The sequence below is a fragment of the Stenotrophomonas terrae genome, from assembly GCF_001431465.1.
In the GTDB taxonomy this organism is placed as follows: Bacteria; Pseudomonadota; Gammaproteobacteria; order Xanthomonadales; family Xanthomonadaceae; genus Stenotrophomonas; species Stenotrophomonas terrae.
The window spans coordinates 33,649-50,548 of sequence record NZ_LDJJ01000041.1; the positions used below are offsets into that span (position 1 = coordinate 33,649).

At 64.1% G+C, this 16,900-nt stretch carries 16 protein-coding genes; 10 read left to right on the top strand and 6 right to left on the bottom strand.

Annotated elements, in window-relative coordinates; all coding sequences use genetic code 11:
• Positions 1–2: 2 nt before the first annotated feature.
• Positions 3–1,892: an alpha/beta hydrolase family protein gene (locus tag ABB27_RS12695; protein WP_083491297.1), complete on the bottom strand. Its 1,890-nt coding sequence runs from the start codon at positions 1,890–1,892 to the stop codon at positions 3–5.
• Between the two features lie 239 nt (positions 1,893–2,131).
• On the opposite strand from ABB27_RS12695, the gene ABB27_RS12700 reads away from it, so the two are divergent.
• The 7 genes from ABB27_RS12700 to ABB27_RS12730 all read left to right on the top strand — a co-directional run bounded on the left by ABB27_RS12700 (position 2,132) and on the right by ABB27_RS12730 (position 7,162).
• On the top strand, positions 2,132–2,806 hold the full coding sequence (locus ABB27_RS12700; protein ID WP_211263710.1) for a hypothetical protein: 675 nt from the start codon (positions 2,132–2,134) through the stop codon (positions 2,804–2,806).
• Between the two features lie 18 nt (positions 2,807–2,824).
• Positions 2,825–3,271, top strand: a complete 447-nt coding sequence (locus tag ABB27_RS12705; RefSeq protein ID WP_083491298.1) for a c-type cytochrome — start codon at positions 2,825–2,827, stop codon at positions 3,269–3,271.
• Between the two features lie 70 nt (positions 3,272–3,341).
• Positions 3,342–3,833, top strand: coding sequence for a VOC family protein (locus ABB27_RS12710; RefSeq protein ID WP_057629157.1), 492 nt, complete (start codon positions 3,342–3,344; stop codon positions 3,831–3,833).
• Positions 3,830–4,549: a DUF3108 domain-containing protein gene (locus ABB27_RS12715; protein ID WP_057629158.1), complete on the top strand. Its 720-nt coding sequence runs from the start codon at positions 3,830–3,832 to the stop codon at positions 4,547–4,549. The genes ABB27_RS12710 and ABB27_RS12715 overlap by 4 nt, the downstream gene beginning before the upstream one ends.
• Before the next feature lies 1 nt (position 4,550).
• Positions 4,551–5,213: a hypothetical protein gene (locus ABB27_RS12720; RefSeq protein WP_057629159.1), complete on the top strand. Its 663-nt coding sequence runs from the start codon at positions 4,551–4,553 to the stop codon at positions 5,211–5,213.
• A complete protein-coding gene (locus ABB27_RS12725; protein ID WP_057629160.1) occupies positions 5,210–6,793 on the top strand; it encodes an FAD-binding oxidoreductase in 1,584 nt (527 codons plus the stop codon). Before ABB27_RS12720 ends, ABB27_RS12725 begins: the two co-directional genes overlap by 4 nt.
• Positions 6,794–6,868: 75 nt before the next feature.
• Positions 6,869–7,162 (top strand): resistance to Congo red protein, encoded by a 294-nt coding sequence (locus ABB27_RS12730; protein ID WP_152984564.1) that lies wholly within the window; start codon positions 6,869–6,871, stop codon positions 7,160–7,162.
• A 9-nt stretch (positions 7,163–7,171) separates the two neighbouring features.
• Here the strand turns inward: ABB27_RS12730 and ABB27_RS12735 are convergent, their stop codons facing one another.
• The 4 genes from ABB27_RS12735 to ABB27_RS12750 are packed head-to-tail and all read right to left on the bottom strand — an operon-like array spanning position 7,172 to position 10,742.
• Positions 7,172–8,590: an aldehyde dehydrogenase family protein gene (locus ABB27_RS12735; protein ID WP_057629162.1), complete on the bottom strand. Its 1,419-nt coding sequence runs from the start codon at positions 8,588–8,590 to the stop codon at positions 7,172–7,174.
• Positions 8,583–9,626: a nitrilase-related carbon-nitrogen hydrolase gene (locus ABB27_RS12740; RefSeq protein ID WP_057629163.1), complete on the bottom strand. Its 1,044-nt coding sequence runs from the start codon at positions 9,624–9,626 to the stop codon at positions 8,583–8,585. The genes ABB27_RS12735 and ABB27_RS12740 overlap by 8 nt, the downstream gene beginning before the upstream one ends.
• Entirely contained in the window at positions 9,623–9,955 is a 333-nt protein-coding gene (locus ABB27_RS12745; protein WP_057629164.1) for a DUF1330 domain-containing protein, read from the bottom strand. The genes ABB27_RS12740 and ABB27_RS12745 overlap by 4 nt, the downstream gene beginning before the upstream one ends.
• A gap of 7 nt (positions 9,956–9,962) precedes the next feature.
• The gene (locus ABB27_RS12750; RefSeq protein ID WP_057629165.1) at positions 9,963–10,742 is read right to left on the bottom strand and encodes an enoyl-CoA hydratase/isomerase family protein; all 780 of its coding nucleotides are present in this window, start codon (positions 10,740–10,742) and stop codon (positions 9,963–9,965) included.
• 56 nt (positions 10,743–10,798) lie between these two features.
• Here ABB27_RS12750 and ABB27_RS12755 point away from each other — a divergent pair, with 56 nt between their 5' ends.
• Together ABB27_RS12755 and ABB27_RS12760 are read left to right on the top strand one after the other, a co-directional pair.
• Entirely contained in the window at positions 10,799–11,587 is a 789-nt protein-coding gene (locus tag ABB27_RS12755; protein ID WP_057629166.1) for a GntR family transcriptional regulator, read from the top strand.
• Between the two features lie 173 nt (positions 11,588–11,760).
• Complete coding sequence (locus ABB27_RS12760) at positions 11,761–12,699, top strand: VOC family protein (RefSeq protein WP_057629167.1); 939 nt, start codon at positions 11,761–11,763, stop codon at positions 12,697–12,699.
• A gap of 45 nt (positions 12,700–12,744) precedes the next feature.
• Here ABB27_RS12760 and ABB27_RS12765 read toward each other — a convergent pair whose 3' ends face one another.
• Positions 12,745–14,346, bottom strand: coding sequence for an alpha/beta fold hydrolase (locus ABB27_RS12765; RefSeq protein WP_161809649.1), 1,602 nt, complete (start codon positions 14,344–14,346; stop codon positions 12,745–12,747).
• Between the two features lie 365 nt (positions 14,347–14,711).
• On the opposite strand from ABB27_RS12765, the gene ABB27_RS12770 reads away from it, so the two are divergent.
• The gene (locus ABB27_RS12770) at positions 14,712–16,826 is read left to right on the top strand and encodes a TonB-dependent receptor (protein WP_083491299.1); all 2,115 of its coding nucleotides are present in this window, start codon (positions 14,712–14,714) and stop codon (positions 16,824–16,826) included.
• Positions 16,827–16,900 lie beyond the last annotated feature (74 nt).

Below are 16,900 nucleotides of genomic sequence, written 5' to 3' on the forward strand. Positions count from 1 at the left end.
GCTTACTGGCCGAGGTTCTTCTGCAGGAAGCCTTCCAGCGCGCGATAGAACGCCGCGCTGTTGGCATCGTTGTAGAAGCCATGGCCCTCGCCGGCTACAGCCATCCATTGCGGCGGCCGGCCGGCGGCGACCAGGGCGGCGCGCATCGCATTGGCCTGTGCGATTGGCGTGCGTTCATCGCGCTCGCCGTGGGCCAGGAACACCGGTGCCTGGATGCTGCCAGCCAGGCTCACCGGCGAGTTGGCGGCCAGCTCCGCCTCATTGTTGCCGATCGCCTGCCGCAGGTAATTGCGGCCGTAGGCGTAGTCGGCGATATCGCCCTTGTTGTACATCATCTTCAAGTCGTAGACGCCAGCCAGGCCCACCGCGCAACGGAACCGTGCCGGCTGCCGGGCGGCAAGCATCATCGCCGAGTAGGCACCAAAGCTGGCGCCGAAACTGCAGACACGGTTGCCATCGGCCAGGCCCAATGCAACCGCGTGATCCAGCCCGTCGATGATGTCCTGCTGGATCCGCGTGCCCCATTGCAGATAGCCGGATCGCTCGAAGCCGTCACCGCGGCCGCCGCTGCCACGGTAGTTGACCTGCACCACCAGATAGCCGCGATTTGCCAGAAACTGTGCGTCGTTGTCATAGAACCAACCATCACGTACGCCATGTGGACCGCCGTGCGGCAATACCACGGTCGGCAGCGCGCGGCCTTCGCTGTTGCGCGGAACCGTCAGTATCGCTTCCAGCTCAATGCCGTCGCTGGCCTTGAAACGCAGCGGGCGGCGCTCGGCCATCAGCGCCGGATCAATGCCTTCGCTGGCAACCAGCACTTTCTCCAGCTTGTTGCTGGCGCGGCGGAAGATCGACCAGCTGCCCGGGTCGCGGTCACTGCCCAGGTGCACCAGCAACGTCTGCCCGTCGCGGCTGCTGTCGATGAAGCTCACCTGCTGCTGTGGCAGCAATTCGGACAGCGTCTGATGCAGCTGCGCATCGGGCCGGCCAGGGTCGAAGTAGTTCAGCACCGGCCGCCCATCCAAGGGCGCGGCAGCGAAGGGAATCGCCGGCGAATGCGTCCATTGCAAGCGGCCGATGCTGCTGAATGCATCGGCCGCCAGCACGTCCGGATCACCGGCGTCCGGCGTGGTGGAAACCAGTTGGCTTGGCCCGTCATTGCGTTGCAGGTTTCCATATACGCGCTGGTTATCTGCCGAGAATGCCAGCGGCGTCCATTTGTACGGCAACTTCATCGGCTGCCATTGGCGGCCATCCTCCGAGGCGTACAGCAGGTAGTTGTCCTGCTTGTCCGCGCCCCAGGCATAGCGCGCCACGCCGGCGCGGTCGATGACGAACTCCAGATTGGGCACGTTGATGCTGGCGATCAGCTTGAAGGTGGGGCGTTGCGTATCCACCAGGTACAGCATCGACGAGGTCGGATTGCGCTGCAGTTGCCGCATGTAGAAGCGGCCGTCGTTGCTTTCGGCGATGCCCTCGATGAAACCAAAGCCACGTTCCAGCCCGGCAGCCGTGTTCTGCTGCTCGTAGCCATAGATGTAGCGCTGGTTCTGCCCGTCGAAATCGCTGGCGAGGATCTCGCCCAACGGTACGGGTTTTTCCAGCGAACCCAGTTTGCGGCCCTTGGCCACCACCAGGCGTTTGTCGCTCACCCAGCCAAGCTGGAACGGACTCTGGTAGCGCGGCAGCCGCAGCACGGCGGTGCGCTGCATGTCGCTCAGCCGCAGTATCTGCACCGCATGGTTGCCCTCACCAAAATCGGTGGCCACCGCCAGGTATTCGCCGCCGGGCGACAGCGTTGGCATCGTGAACGGGCTGGCCTTGGCGAAGGCCTCCACCGCAACCTGCTGCGCTGCCGCAGGCCCGGCCAGGCCTGCCAACACCAGCATGGCCCCGAGCATCCATTTCCCTGCAGTTCCCATGACGCGTTCCCCAACGGTCCGAAATCTGAATTGGAGCCTATGTCATTTTCGGCCCGACCAGAAGATCCAGAACCTGATGTCCCGGCTTGCCCACAACCGGACCCGGCACACGTCATGCAACCTTGCAGCTTTTCTTCCCGCGTCCATTCTGATACTTATTTGTCCGGACAAATATCAGTACCCGCTGGCCGGGCGAAGGACGGGACGTGGCTGCACTGCAGTATCCAATCCTGGTGTTCATGCACCTGCTGCTGTTCGTGCTGTGGTTGGGCGCCGATGTCGGCGTGTTCCTGCTCGGCCAGCATTTCCGTCGCCGCCATGCCTATTCGCTTGAGCAACGCATCGCGCTGCTGAAACTGCTGGTGGAAGTGGACATGGTGCCGCGCAGCGCGTGGGCGCTGATGGTGCCGGTCAGCCTGAGCGTGGTGCATGTGGGCGGCTACTGGACGCTGCCGGGCTGGGCATTGCTGTTGGCCTGGCTTATCGGTGGTTTCTGGCTGTGGCTGGTGTGGGATGCGCATCGTCATGACCAGAGCCCACGTGCCGCGCGCGATCGCCGCATCGAATCCGTATTGCGTTGGCTGCTGGCGCTGTTCTACCTGTGGCTGGGCCTGGCCTCACTGCTGCAGGGCGCGCCGCTGGCGCCGGCCTGGTTGGCCAGCAAAGCGCTGATGTTCGGCGTGATATTCGCCGCCGCCATCATGATCGATGTCAGTTTCAAACCGGTCGGCGCGCAACTGGCTGCCCTGCTCAAACAAGGCAGCAGCGATGCCACCGAACTGCCGCTGCTGCGCACCATGAACCGCACCCGGATCTGGGTGTGGCTGGTCTACCTAATGTTGCTGGCCACCGCCTTCCTTGGCGTGGTCAAGCCTTTCTGATCCCTACCAGGACTTGTCATGCGCTCTTTGTTGATACTCGCCGCCGCCCTGCTTGTCGTGGGCTGCAGCAAGCAGGCCGAACCCGTTCCAGCCGCCGTCGCGACGCCTGCTGCAAGCCAGGCAACTGCACCGGCTGCAGCTGCTGCACCAGAAGCTGCCCCCGCTGCACCCGCGATCAGCGGCGAGCAGGCCTTCGCCATGTGCACGGCCTGCCACAGCCGCGATGCCGCTGCGCCACAGCGCATGGGCCCCAATCTGCACAATCTGGTTGGACGCAAGGCCGGCAGCAATCCGGGCTTCGACTATTCGCCGGCGCTGAAGGCCAGCGACATCAGCTGGGATGCCAAGCAACTGGATGCCTATCTCACCGCGCCATCGAAGCTTGTGCCGGGCACGCGCATGGTCATCGCGGTGCCGGACCCGGCACGTCGGCAGGCGCTGATCGAGTACCTGTCAGCCCCCTGATTTTCTCTCCGTGGCAGTGCGGCTGCGGATACCGCTGCCGTTGCTGCCCTGCGCAGCAACGAGGAGTGGCATGAAACTTCAGTTCGAACGCTTCACCGTGTTCTGTCGTGACCTGGATGCATCGCTCGGCTTCTATCGCGATGCACTGGGGCTGGTGGTTGTCGAGGAAAAGACCCTGGAAGGCGCAATGGCCGGCGGCCTGCTGCAACTGCCGGCCTGCCGCATGCGCATCGCGCTGCTGGCGGCCGACGCGGATGCAGCGGTCATCGTCGGCCTGTTCGAAATCAGCCAGACACCGCTTGAAGCGCTCAGCCCGCCATTGGGCAAACCGGCTCATGGGCAGAGCGCATTGGTGCTGTCCACCGATCGATTTGATGCACTGCACGCCGCGCTCAGCGCGGCCGGCCATCGCTTCCTGACACCACCGCTGGCCTATCCCAAGCGTGTGGCCAGCACGCGTTCGCCGGCGGGCCTGTACCGCGAAATGATCGTCTACGACCCGGACCACGTGCCGGTGAGCATCCTGCAGATCGACCCGCTTCCCGAGGAGACCACGGCATGACCGGCATCGCCCGTTCCATCAGCGGCACCATCCAGTACACCAGCAACCAGAGTCACCGCCAGGGCGCCGAACGCGGCCGCGAGAACTTCCAGCTCGACGTGCACCGCGATGGTTCGCGGGTACTGGCCGCACACTGCGAGATCGACGATGCGCCGCCAGTAGTGCGCGACGTCAACCTGCGCGTGGATGCGGACAACCTGCCGCGCGAGTGCTTCGTACGCATTGCCGTGGGCGGCCAGTTCCGTGGCTCGGGCTGGTTCAGCTTCAGCCCGACCGAAGCACAGTGCGAATCCAGCACCACGGTCGAAGGCCGGGTCTCGCAGCGCTTTCCATTGCAGTCACCGCTGCTGGCCTTCGGCAACCACGCCATCATCAACGATGCCTATGCGATGTCCTTGTATGACCTGTCGCAGGGGCCGGGCAAGCAGAGCTTCTTCATGCTGCTGTCCTCGCCGGATCACCGCGGCGCCACCGGGCCGATGATCTTCCCGGTGCAGCTGGCCATCGAGTACGTGGGCGAGGAAGAAATCGAGGTGATCGCCGGCCGCTTCAAGGCCCGCCACTTCCGCATCCTCGATGTCGGCATGCCGGAGGAACACCCCGACTACGATCTGTGGGTGACCGCCGACGAGCACTACATCGTGCTGCGCGCCACCGTCACCGGCTACATGCAGACCGCCTACGAACTGAGCAGTTACACCGTGGTGGAGCACTGAGATGTTGCTGCAGATCCTGCTGGTGGCACATATCACCGTGCTCGGCTATTGGCTGGGCTCGGAGCTGGTGATCAACAGCACCTACCGCTATGTCTCCTACGGCAGCCATATCCCCTTCGCCGAGCGCAACCGGCTGATGGAGCACGTGATGCACGTGGACCAGCATGTGCGCTACGCGCTGGTGCTGCAGGCTGGCTTGGGCTTCTCGCTGGCCGCGCTGTACGGCCTGATCCCCGGCGCTGAAACCACCGCCAGCATCGCCGGCCTGCTGTGCGTGCTGTGGCTGGGGTTTGTCGAAGCGGTGCATCGGCTGCGCCACAGCCGCATCGGCGCCACCCTGGGCGCGATTGACCGCGGCTCGCGCTATGTCTTCATGGCCCTGCTGGTCGCGCTGGCTACCGGCTTGCTCGGCGGCAGCTGGGAGATGCCACTGTGGCTGCGCCTGAAGCTGGCGCTGTATGCCGGCGTGATGGCATCGGGCGTCGGCATCCGCCTGGCGCTGATCAGCCACTTCCGCACCTGGAAAGTGATGGCGCAGGAAGGACCGACCGAAGTTACGAACGCCATCATCCGCCGCACTTACGTGAAGGCAACTTCGGTGCTGGGCGTGCTGTGGCTGTTCATCGCCGCGATCGTCGCTGTCAGCGTATTCAAGCCGACATGAGCCTCAGCGATCACAGCACGCTGCTGGCCGAGCTGCGCGCCATGCTGGGTGAGGACGCCGTGCTGTGCGATGCAGCCACTCTGCAGCTGATGGCAGGTGATCTGTACAGCAGCGGGCCGCTGCCATTGGCGGTGATCCGCCCCGGCGACAGCGCGGCGCTGGCGCAGGCGGTCGCACGGATCACCGCCGTCGGTCTGTCGGTGGTCCCGCGTGGCGGCGGCCTGAGCTATACCGGCGGCTATCTATGCGAAGACAGCGGCAGCGTGCTGGTCGATCTGTCGGCGTTGGATCGCATCGAGCACATCAGCGCCGAAGACATGTACGTGGTGGCACAGGCAGGCGTGAGCTGGAAGCAGCTGTACGACGCACTTACGCCGCTGGGCCTGCGCCTGCCCTACTTCGGCACCTTCTCCGGCGCGGGTGCCAGCATCGGCGGAGGCCTCAGCCATGGCGCGCTGTTCTTCGGCAGCGCGCGTTACGGATCCGCCGCCGACAACGTGCTCGGCGTTGAAGTCGTCAGCGCCGATGGCACCCTGCTGCGCACCGGGCAATGGGCGTTGAAGGCGGATGCGGAGCCGGTATTCCGCAATTTCGGGCCCGACACCACCGGCTTGTTCATGCACGACGGTGGCGCCTTCGGCATCAAGACCCGCGCTGCATTCCGTTTGATTCCACTGCCCGCGCATAGCGGCTACGCCTCGTTCGCTTTCGCTGATTTCGAGGCAGCTGCGCGGGCGCTGTCAGCGGTTGCCCGCGCCGGTCTAGCCGAGGAAGCCTATGTGCTCGATGCCGGTGCGGTGGCCGCCAATGCCGAACGTGACCGCAGCCTGCGCGCTGCGTTGCGAGCGCTGCGGCAGGTGTTCAACAGCGCATCCGGCCTGCGCGGCAAGTACAGGGCGCTGATCGGCATGGCCAAGGCTGGCCGCCAGCTTGTTCCCGACAACGCCTTCAGCCTGCACCTGGTGGCGGCTGGCAACTGCGCCGCTGCGGTTGCACATGATCTGGCCTGCGCGCAGGCGCTGGCACATCAGCACGGCGGTATCGATATCGCTGCGACCGTGCCGCGCATTGCCCGCGCCGATCCCTTCCCCGGCCTCGATGCAGTGCTCGGTGCCAATGGCAGCCGCTGGGCAGCGTTGAATGTGAAGGTGGCGCATTCACGCGCATCCGCGCTGATCCGCGCACATCAGCAATTGATCGCAGCACACAGCACCGCCATCGAACGATGCGGTGTGCGGGTCACCTATCTCTGCTCGGCGCTGTGCAACTACAGCTTCAGTTTCGAAGCGGTGTTTCATTGGCAGGACAGCTGGCAGCCCCTGCATGCTGCCGCACTGCCACCGGCACGCTTGCAGATGCTCGCACCGGGGGACGACAACCCGGATGCGCGCGCCCTGGTCGCGCAGCTGCGGCAGCGGACCTGCGCCTTGTTCGCGCAGATGGGCGGTGCATCCAACCAGATTGGCCGCACCTATCCCTTCCTGTCCGAACTGGAAGATCCGCCCGCGCAGCTGCTGCGCGACATCAAGCAGGTGCTGGATCCGCAGCGGCGCATGAATCCGGGCGTATTGGGGCTCTGAACGCAAGTTGTGGCAGGATCAAGGCCTGACGCATCCATCGGGGGAATCGTCCACATGCCATTTGCTGCACCGGGATTGCCCCGGTCCCTGCTCGCCATTGCCCTCTACGCAGCCTCGCCGCTGGCCATGGCCATGACCCAATGCCCGCATGAATCCAGCAAATCCACCGCGTTCTGGCTGCTGGGCTGGGCGATCTTCGCGCTGTTCGTGATTGGCGGCGTGGTGTTGATGCTGTTGATCTTCCGCACCACCCGCCATGCGCAGCGGCGCCCACGCTGGCTGCTGCGCATCGCCAGCATCCCGGCGATGCTGGCACTGTGGATGCTGGGCTTCGGTATTTTCCTCAGCCAGTTCGTACTGGTGTGCTGAAGCAGCGCGTCACGCTGCTGGGAACCACCATGGCGATGCACTACCGGTATTGATCAGCAAGGCACGGGCGCGAACAAAGCGCCGGATCGAGGCGGTGCCCATGCGTGAGCCGCCCATGCCTGACAACTTGAAGCTCTGCTTTTCAGCGGTCTGCACCATGCCGGTCAAACACGCATCGTTGATCGAGATGCCACCGGCCTGCAGCTGACGCGCAACACGCTGCGCGCGCTCCGGGCTCTGCGTGAACACCGCGGCCGACAGGCCGAACTCGGTATTGTTGGCGCGGGCAATGGCCTCGGCCTCATCGGCCACCACCATCACCGGCAAGACGCTGGCAAAGCTTTCATCGGCGACCACCGCCATCTCATCGGTGACATCCACCAGCACCGTCGGCGGGCACCAGATGCCGCCATGATCGATCAGCTCGCCACCGGTCAGTGCACGCGCGCCCTTGGCCTTGGCGTCGGCCAACTGCCCGCGTACCAACTCCACCTGCGATGCGGCGATCACCGGACCGATCTGGCCCCGCTTCGGGTCCGGCCACGCCAGTTCCAGTGCGGCGGCTTCTTTCACCAATGCGGTGATGAAGGCATCGGCCACGGACGCTTCCACATAGACGCGCTCGATCGACATGCAGCTCTGGCCGCCGTTGACGAAGCTGCCCCATGCCAAGGCGCGTGCAGCATTCTCGATATTGGCATCGGACAACACCAGCGCCGGGTCCTTGCCGCCCAGTTCCAGCGAGGCCGGAATGAAACGTCGCGCGCAGGCTTCGCCGACCTTGCGGCCGGTGGCGACCGAGCCGGTGAAGCAGATCTGGTCACTGGCCTCGATCACTGCCTGGCCGGTGGCACCGGCGCCGGTGACCAGCTTGAACACCTCCCCCAGCCCCGCTTCTTCCAGCGCATCACGCAGCAAGGGCACGAAACGCGAGGTGACTTCGCTGGGTTTGGCCAGGATGCTGCAACCGGCAGCCAGTGCCGGCACCGCATCGATCAAGGTCAGCATCAGCGGGAAATTCCACGGGCTGATCACCCCGACCACGGCATAAGGCACCCAGGTCTGCTGGCTCTGGATGAAGGGGATGGCTTCCTGCTGCGCGGGCTTTTCCAGCAGACAGGCGGCAGCCTGCTGCGCCCAGCGGCGGATCGCGCCCACCGTGCCATCCACTTCGATCTGCGACTCGTGCCAGCGGCCGGTATCGGCCAGCAGGGCATCAAGAAAGCCGTCGCGGCGTGCAACCAGGGCATCGGCCAGGGCATTCAAGCGCGCACAGCGCTCCTCGATGCTGCGTTCGGCCCAGCCCAGCTGTGCCACGCGCAGGCCGGCGCCCAGCGCAGCGACGTCAGCGGCTGCGGTGATCGGCAGCTCGCCGTCGGATTGGCCGGTGCGCGGATTGCGCAGCGGCAGCGTGGTGGCTTCAGTCATTGCCTATAACTCCGGCGCTCAGCAGTGCATCAAGGGTGGCTTTCTGGCGGGCGGCGAAATCCGCCCGCTGCGGAATCTTCAGCGTGTCGCCGTCCAGCAGCGCATTGGCTTTCAAGGCGGTGCTGGCCAGCCCGGCATTGATCGCGGCCTGCGGCAAGCGCGACAGGAAATTGCCCATGCCCGGGCGCAGGCGGCGACGGCGCAGCCCGGCGATGTCCAGATCGGCATAGGCCGCCATCGATTCACCGGTGCCGGCTGCCGACAGCACGCGGCCCTGGTCATCGACGATCTTGCTCATGCCATCAGCACTGCCCAGGGGAATATCGACACCACTGATGCCGGCCGTATTGGCCGAGACCATATAGGCCATGTTCTCCAGCGCGCGGGCGCGCTTGGCGATGTCCTTCGGGGTCAGTTCCGGGCTGCCGACTTCGCTGGTGGAGTGCAGGAATACCTCGGCACCACGCAGGCCCATCGCGCGCGCGATTTCCGGATAGAGGATTTCTTCGGAGGCGATGCACGACAAGCGCCCGATCGGCGTGCGTGCAACGGGGAACACGCCGTCCACGCCATAGACATCGAGGTAACGATCCCAGACATCGTGCGGGCTTGGCGCATACAAGGAAATCAGCCGGCGGTAGCGCAGGATCTGGTTGCCGCTGTCATCCAGGATCACCGAGGACTGGAAGTACAGCCCGGGGAAGTTCGGGTCACGCTCGTAGGCGTTGGAGCACAGGTAAACGCCATTGTCCTGGGCGATGCGACCGAGCTGTTCGTACTCGGCGCCGTCCATCGCAAAGCAACCCTTGGCCGCCCAGCCCGGGATGGTATCGCCCAGCGGATAGCTGGTGGCGAAATATTCCGGCAGCACCACCAGCTTCAGGTCGGCGCCGATGAAGGCCTTGGAGGCGCGGATCTGCCGGCCGACACGTTCGATATTGTCGGCCACGGCGGCAGCCGCGTCTTCCGGCGTGGTGCAGCTGTTGATGGCGCGACAGGTGGTCTGCAGCGCCAACGCACGATAAGCATCGATCATGGAACCTTACCTTCGGTTGCGGTGTCGGGGAGGATCTGGATCTGCGCACCGTCGGCCAGCAGCACGCGGAAAGTGCCGGTACCGGCCCGCAGCGGCTTGATCGCGGCGTATTCGGCGCTGTGCCAGAACGCCAGCGCAGCGGCACGGTCCGGCCAGTGCGAGATCACGGTGCGGGCCGGCGCATGCTCGCCTTCCAGGCTCTGTTGCGCGCCGCCCATCACCAGGTACTGGCCGCCATAGCGGGCAGCGACTTCCGGGGTGGCGCAGGCATAGGCGGCAAAACCCTGCGGGTCGGTGATATGCGCTTCGATGATCAGATAAGCGGACATGAGGCTCTCAACTGAAGCGCGGCGCGCGCTTTTGCAGGAAGGCGGCGGCGCCTTCGACAAAGTCGCTGCTGCTGAAGGCAGCGTTGAAGGCGGCATCGGCCTGCGCCAGCGAAATGCTGGCATCGCCGCCCAGATGACCGAGTACGGTCTTGATGGCGCGGCGGGCCTGGCCGGAGGTGGCCAGCAACTGCTGTACCTGTGCCTGTTGCAGCTCCTCGATGCCCTCCTCGCCGGCCAGCTGGTTGACCAGCCCCCAGTCCAGCGCGGTGGCGGCATCGAGCAGACGGCCGGTGAGCAGCATTTCGCGGGCACGGGCCATGCCGACCGTGTTGAGCAACCGGCGACTGTCATCGGCGCTGTAAACTAAACCGAGCTTGGCTGGGGTGATAGCGAAGCGGCTGCGGCTGCTGGCCAGCCGCAGGTCGCAGGCCAGGGCCAGGCCAAGGCCGCCGCCCACGCAGGCACCGTCGATGACGGCCAGCGTGGTCTGCGGCAAGCGTTGCAGTTTGAGCTGGGTGCGTTGCACCTGGGCGCTGTTGGCGGCAAAGGCCTCCGGAGCGGTGAGCAGCTGACCGAGTTCGTCGATATCGGCGCCGGCACTGAACGCCCCCGGCACGCCCGACACCACCACGATCTGGGCATCACTGGCGGCAATGGCATCCAGTGCGGTTTCGATCGCTGCCCAGTGGCGGGTAGCCAGGGCGTTGCGCTTGTCGGGTCGTTGGATGTCGATGCGGGCGAGCGCGCCGTCACGGCTCCAGCAAATCACGGTTTCTTCAGTGATCATGGCCTATCCTATTTGTTCTATCGTTATAGCATTAAGCCAAAGGAGGGTGAAGCGAGATGTCCCAAGACACACTGGCCACACTATTGAGTGCCAACGCGCACAAGCTGCTGCGTAACGACTTGCCGACGCCGCTTTACCACCAGATGTTCAGCCTGCTGCGCGACCGCATCCTCAATGGCGAGATCCCGCGCGGCGCCCGCATTCCCACCGAGTTCGACCTGGCCGACGGCTTTGGCGTGTCGCGCATCACCGCCAAGCGGGCGCTGGACGAGCTGGCTGCCGAGGGCCTAGTGGAGCGCCGTCGCGGCAAGGGCACCCACGTCATCCACCGCTCCCGCCCCAAGCCCATGCACAGCCCGCTGACCGGGCTGCTGGAGAGCCTGGAGGTACTGGCCGAGCACACCAAGGTGCAGCTGCTGCAGTACCGCCGTGCGGTGCCACCGGAGCCGATCCGGGCCTTGTTCGATACCGGCCCGCGCGATGTGCTGGTGCACGCCATCCGCCTGCGCCTGCGCGGCGATACCCCGTTCGGCTACTACAACAGCTGGACCAATACCGATCACCCGGACTTCAACGAAGCCAAGCTGGCCAACAGCTCACGGCTGCAGCTGTTCCAGGCCGCCGGTATCCAGATCAAGCAGGTGGAGCAGGTGCTGTCGGCGGTCAACGCCGACGCGATTGCCGCCCTGCACCTGAAGGTGGAGCCCGGCACTGCCCTGCTGGCGCTGGAGCGCCGCTCCTATGACGGCGACGGCAACATGGTCGACCTGCTGAGCGTGCAGTACCGCCCGGATCAGTTCACCTATCAGATGACGCTGGATGTGGACGCCGGCGGCCACGACTGAAGGCAGGCAGGTCATGTAGTGCCGAGCCATGCTCGGCATGAGGCCTTCCCTGGTAAAACCTCTGCCGAGCATGGCTCGGCACTACAGTTGAGGTGCACTGGACAATTTGTCCGGACATATTGCAGGATCGGAACAGGTATGACCTTTCCACGTTCCTGTAACAGGAGTCCGGCATGTTGTCCGAAGTGAAGGCTGTCACCCTTGGCGTAAGCGATCTGCAGCGAGCCTGCGCCTTCTATGAAAATGCACTTGGCTACCGCGTGCAAGCACGCGGCGCACTGTCTGCCGAGCTCGCGCCGCTATGGCGTTTCGATCCTGCGCTGCAAGGCGAATACGCGGTCATCGCCCCGGATGATTCCGGCCTCGGTCGGATCCGCCTGGTGGCCTTCGATGCGCCCGGCCAACGGCTGTGGAATGCCGACAATCTGTACAACGGCAGCGGCTACTACGCACTCAACTTCCGTTGCCGCGATGCCTTGGCGACCATGCAGGCGATCAAGACAGCCGGCGGCAGCAGTGCGCACGAGCCCAGCTATTGGGAAGTCAGCGAGGAAGTCGCGGTACGCGACTCGATCAACGACGATCCCGATGGCATCCGCCTGGACGTGTTCTCCTATGAACGCGGCGGCGACCTGCGCGGCCCGCTCAATACCGATGTCAGCGTGGTGCAGACGATTGCCCTGGCCACACGTGACGTGGCGCGCTCGGTGGCCTTCTACAAGGCGCTGGGCTTCGAGGTTTTGTTCGACCGTGTACTCGACTTCCCCGAGCTGCAGACCCTGCTGGGCACCGACCGGCCGGTGCGCATCCACAACGTCAACCTGATCAAGGATGGGCACATCGTGCCCGGTCGCGTGGAAATGTTTGCCTACCTGGACATGGAGCATCTGCCGGATGCACCGCTGCGCGATCTCGCGGTACCGCCGAATATCGGCATTCTCTCGGCCACCATGCTCAGCGATGCATTGGACGCCGATGTCGCCCAGTTGCAGCAGCTGGGCGCGCAGTTGATTGCACGTGCCGAACTCGACGTGCCCGGCTTCGGCCACTGCCGCATCGCCACACTGCTCGGCCCCGATGGCGAACAGCTGGAGCTTTTGCAACCGGCGTGATGCCAACACAAGGCAGCCGCTGCAACGCGGCTGCCTTGGACCCGCTCAGCGTGTTGCCAGCTGCGCCGCCAATGCCGCGGTACGCCCCTGGTAATCGTCCTCTGGCTGGGCATGCAGCGTCACCGGTACCTGCAGTGCCAGTAGTTGCTGATCGCTGCCAGCCACCGCGACGCCCTTGAACAGCTCCGGCAGCTGCGCGCCGATGCGCAACAGCTCGACCACATTGGCGTGTACCTGCGCGGTATCCGGCGCGGCCACCATGCGCCGCGCAGCTGCGCTGGGCTGCAGCCACGGCCATAGCAGATGACGCTCGCGCTCCCATTGCCAGGCTTCGGCCATATGCCCACCGGCGGCGTGGATGCGCGGATCAGGCAAGCGCGCCAGCAGCGTTTCGCATTCGTCGGGCTGCAGCAGCCATGGCTTGTGCAGCACCACTTCGGTCAGACGGGTGCCCAACCAGTCTGCGAGCGCCGGAACATAAGCCACCGCCGCTTCATGTGCATGCACGGCGATGGCCTGGCCTGCTGCCAGCTGATCAATCACCGCACGCAAAGCTGCCTGCATGGTGTCTGCGTTGAGCGGCGCGCTGATCTCCGCCGAACCGGCATGGCCGGGAAGTTCGATGGCGATCTGGGTGCGTGGCTCCACCGACAAGCTGCCTGCCGGCGACGGTGCCTGGCCCGGCGCATGGATATGCAGCACGACTTCGTCGCTGCCACGTTGCAACCACGCTGCCACTTCACCTACCGGCGTATCGACGATGCGCCGTGACCAACCGGGCAACTCGCGTGCGGCCAGCGCCACCGGTGTTGCTGGCAGCGACGTGGCCTGCTGCAGGATGGCATCCATGCGCCGATGCAGCCCTTCCACACCATCGGGCTCCTCCACACTGATCACGTTGTCCGGCAAGGCTGGCAGGCGCTGCCGATGGCTCAGCAGTACATCGTCGTGGCGATAGATCAGCCAGCTCGGGCAACGCAGCTCACCCACGCGCTGCCGCTCGGTATAGCGGAAAGCTGCACCGTAACCACTGCGGTAGTTGTCGCCGACATCGAGGATGTCCATCGCTGCATCATGCGTGCCCAGTGCGTCATAGGGCTGCAGCGCGATCGCGCAGTCTGCGGATGGATCACACCATGGGAAGAAGTACAGCTGCTCACGCATGCGTGACCACAACCAACGCAGGTGTCCACCATCCCAGCTCGGCGCGAACGGCGGCAGGTAGCGGCCGGTGTAACGCGCGCGTTCGGCATCGTTGAACAAGGCATAGCCATCGATGATCAGGCAGTGCAGACGCTGCGGTGCAATCCAGGCCAGATGCATGCCGATCAGACCGCCGGTGTGCATGCCGAACAAGGCAAAGCGCTCGATGCCGAGTGCATCGGCAAGCTCCAGCGTTGCCTCGGCAAAACGATCGATGCCCGGCGCTGCATCGGCCAGCGCATCGGAATAACCAAAGCCCGGTGTATCCGGCGCTATCACCGTATAGCGATCGGCAAAGCGCTCGATCATCTGCAGCCACATGCGCGAATTCTGTGGTGATTGATGCAGCAGCATCAGCACCGGGCCCTGCCCTGCATGGCGGTAATGGACGCTGCGCTCACCGATGCGGATGAACTGGCGGCGGCTGGTTGTTGCGTTCGACATCGGCATGCCCACGGCGACCTTGATGATTATTGTTATATCAATAAATCAATTGTGTCGGCATCGGATGTGCCCCCGAATTAATGCCTCCGACTAAATGTGCTGCAACTGCAGCAAATACCCGCAAATGACTTATCAACCAAACCTATAAGACAAACAAAACACCCCATTCACTTTCTGCAAACCCAGGTATTTCAGGCAGATGCACATGATTCTGGGCTCAAGCACGCGGCGTAAAAAACCTGCAATAGTACGGTTGATTGTCCGGACAAATGGCGGAATACTCATTAGGAAGCATTGATATATCTATATAGCGATGCTTGCCCCACCCGAACGAGCTTTTCCTTCATCACGCTACGAGGCGAGTCATGAAAGATGTTCTGTACCGGAGTGCTTTAACTGTTGCGATCATGACGGCCATCGGCAGCGGCGATGCCTACGCCCAGTCGTCCGAGAAAGAAGCCGTGCAGCTGGACCAGGTCAGCGTGACCGCCCAGCGTCGCGAAGAACAGATCCAGAAAACACCGCTCAGCATGAGCGTGATCAGCGGCCCGGCATTGGACCGCATGCAGATCAAGCGCGTGGATGACATCAAGTTCACCACCCCCAACATCATCATCGAGCAGAACACCGGCACCAGCTCGGGCGCCAAGATCATCATGCGCGGCGTTGGTGCCGACGAATCGATGTTCACCAACGACCCGGCCGTGGCGCTGTACATCGACGATGTCTATATCGCCCGCCAGAACGGCGCCATGCTCGACCTCTACGACGTGGACCGCATCGAAGTGCTGCGTGGCCCGCAGGGCACGCTGTATGGCCGCAATGCCACCGGCGGCGCCATCCGCTACATCTCCAAGAAGCCGACCGGTGAGGACAAGCTCAGCTTCGATGGCAGCATCGGCAACTTCGGCCGCGTGGATGGCCGTGCGATGTTCGCCACCCGCATCGGTGAAACCCTGGACGTGTCGGCGGCGGTATTGAGCCGCAACCGCGACGGCATCATGCATGACATCACCAACGACCGCTGGGTCAACGACCAGAACGTGCTGGCCGGGCGGCTGTCGCTTGCCAGCACCTGGGGCGAGTCGTCCTATGCCACGCTGAGCATCGACCGCCTGCGCGAACGCTCCACCCCGGCCTGGGGCACGCCGGTAGCGCTGGACGTGGCAACCGACACCGTATCGCCCAAGCTGGGCAGCTATTACAAGACCGAAACCGATACGCGCGGCATCAACGATCTGGATCAGTTCGGCGTGGCCTTGACCAACGAAACCGACTTCGGCGCGTTCTCCTGGCGCAGCATCCTGCACTACCGCACGCTGGACCATCACTTCTACATGGACGTGGATGGCACCGACCAGATGCGTTACCACCTGGAGCAGGACCAGAAGCAGAACCAGAAGGGCTACGAAGCGCAGTTCACCTCACAGCTGGACGGCCCCTTCAGCTGGGTGGCCGGTGTGTTCGCGTTCTGGGAGCACAACAACCAGCCAACCCGCAATGACATCTTCACCCGCGGCGGCACCAACTTCGTCGAGCAGGATACGTCGGCCTATGCGGTCTACGCGCAGGGCAATTACAAGTTCACCGACAAGTTGACCCTGACCCTGGGCGGCCGCTACAGCTACGAAAACAAGGACTTCTCGGTACGCTCGGTGAAGGCCAACGGCGACCCGAACTACAACAAGGCGCTGGAAAAGAGCTGGAACCGCCCAGACTGGAAAGTGCTGCTGTCCTATGACTTCAGCGACAACGTGATGGGTTATGCCAGCGTCACCACCGGCTTCAAGAGCGGCGGCTTCAACGGCCGTGGCACCACTTATGCCACCGTCACTCCGGTGGATGCGGAAACGCTGCGGGCGTACGAAGTCGGCGTGAAGTCGACGCTGTGGGACAACCGCCTGCGCTTGAATGCCGATTACTACCGTCTGGACTACGACGGCATCCAGCTCACCGCGGTGAACTCGGACGGCGTGTTCGTGATGACCAACGCCACCGGTGCGCTGATCCAGGGTTTCGAAGTTGAAGCGCAGGCACAGCTGACCAGCAAGCTGCGCGTGGACGCCAGCATCGGCACCATCGACGGCGAGTACAAGGACTATGCGGCGGTCAACGCCGCCTACTTCAACGGCCGCTCGATGAAGAGCTCGCCGGACATGCAGTGGACCCTGGCCGGCACCTACGTGCAGCCGGTCGGCGATGCCGACCTGGTGTTCAGCGCGCAGGCCCGCCACACCGACGAGTACTACCAGAACCAGGACACCTCGCGGTTGATCATGACCCGCGCCAATACCGAGTACAACGCGCGCATCTCCTACGAGCCGCGTGACGCCAACTGGTCGGTGGCGGCCTGGGGCAAGAACCTGAGCAATGAGTTCTCCTCCACCGGTGGCTTCGATATCGCCGGTCTTGGCATCGGCGTGATCTATCCGAACGTGCCGCGCACCTACGGCGTCGAGTTCAAGTACCGCTTCTGGTAAGCCCGAGCTGTTTGCTGCACCCATCGCTCCCAACCGGGAGCGATGTTTTTTTACGGATAACGATGCTCCCAACC

Excerpts from the sequence above, each read along its gene's own strand:
- ABB27_RS12735 (WP_057629162.1), bottom strand. The coding sequence starts at position 8,590 with ATGACTGAAGCCACCACGCTGCCGCTGCGCAATCCGCGCACCGGCCAA.
- ABB27_RS12750 (WP_057629165.1), bottom strand. The coding sequence starts at position 10,742 with ATGATCACTGAAGAAACCGTGATTTGCTGGAGCCGTGACGGCGCGCTC.
- ABB27_RS12725 (WP_057629160.1), top strand. The coding sequence starts at position 5,210 with ATGAGCCTCAGCGATCACAGCACGCTGCTGGCCGAGCTGCGCGCCATG.
- ABB27_RS12710 (WP_057629157.1), top strand. The coding sequence starts at position 3,342 with ATGAAACTTCAGTTCGAACGCTTCACCGTGTTCTGTCGTGACCTGGAT.
- ABB27_RS12755 (WP_057629166.1), top strand. The coding sequence starts at position 10,799 with ATGTCCCAAGACACACTGGCCACACTATTGAGTGCCAACGCGCACAAG.
- ABB27_RS12745 (WP_057629164.1), bottom strand. The coding sequence starts at position 9,955 with ATGTCCGCTTATCTGATCATCGAAGCGCATATCACCGACCCGCAGGGT.
- ABB27_RS12715 (WP_057629158.1), top strand. The coding sequence starts at position 3,830 with ATGACCGGCATCGCCCGTTCCATCAGCGGCACCATCCAGTACACCAGC.
- ABB27_RS12770 (WP_083491299.1), top strand. The coding sequence starts at position 14,712 with ATGAAAGATGTTCTGTACCGGAGTGCTTTAACTGTTGCGATCATGACG.
- ABB27_RS12705 (WP_083491298.1), top strand. The coding sequence starts at position 2,825 with ATGCGCTCTTTGTTGATACTCGCCGCCGCCCTGCTTGTCGTGGGCTGC.
- ABB27_RS12765 (WP_161809649.1), bottom strand. The coding sequence starts at position 14,346 with ATGTCGAACGCAACAACCAGCCGCCGCCAGTTCATCCGCATCGGTGAG.
- ABB27_RS12740 (WP_057629163.1), bottom strand. The coding sequence starts at position 9,626 with ATGATCGATGCTTATCGTGCGTTGGCGCTGCAGACCACCTGTCGCGCC.
- ABB27_RS12720 (WP_057629159.1), top strand. The coding sequence starts at position 4,551 with ATGTTGCTGCAGATCCTGCTGGTGGCACATATCACCGTGCTCGGCTAT.
- ABB27_RS12695 (WP_083491297.1), bottom strand. The coding sequence starts at position 1,892 with ATGCTGGTGTTGGCAGGCCTGGCCGGGCCTGCGGCAGCGCAGCAGGTT.
- ABB27_RS12760 (WP_057629167.1), top strand. The coding sequence starts at position 11,761 with ATGTTGTCCGAAGTGAAGGCTGTCACCCTTGGCGTAAGCGATCTGCAG.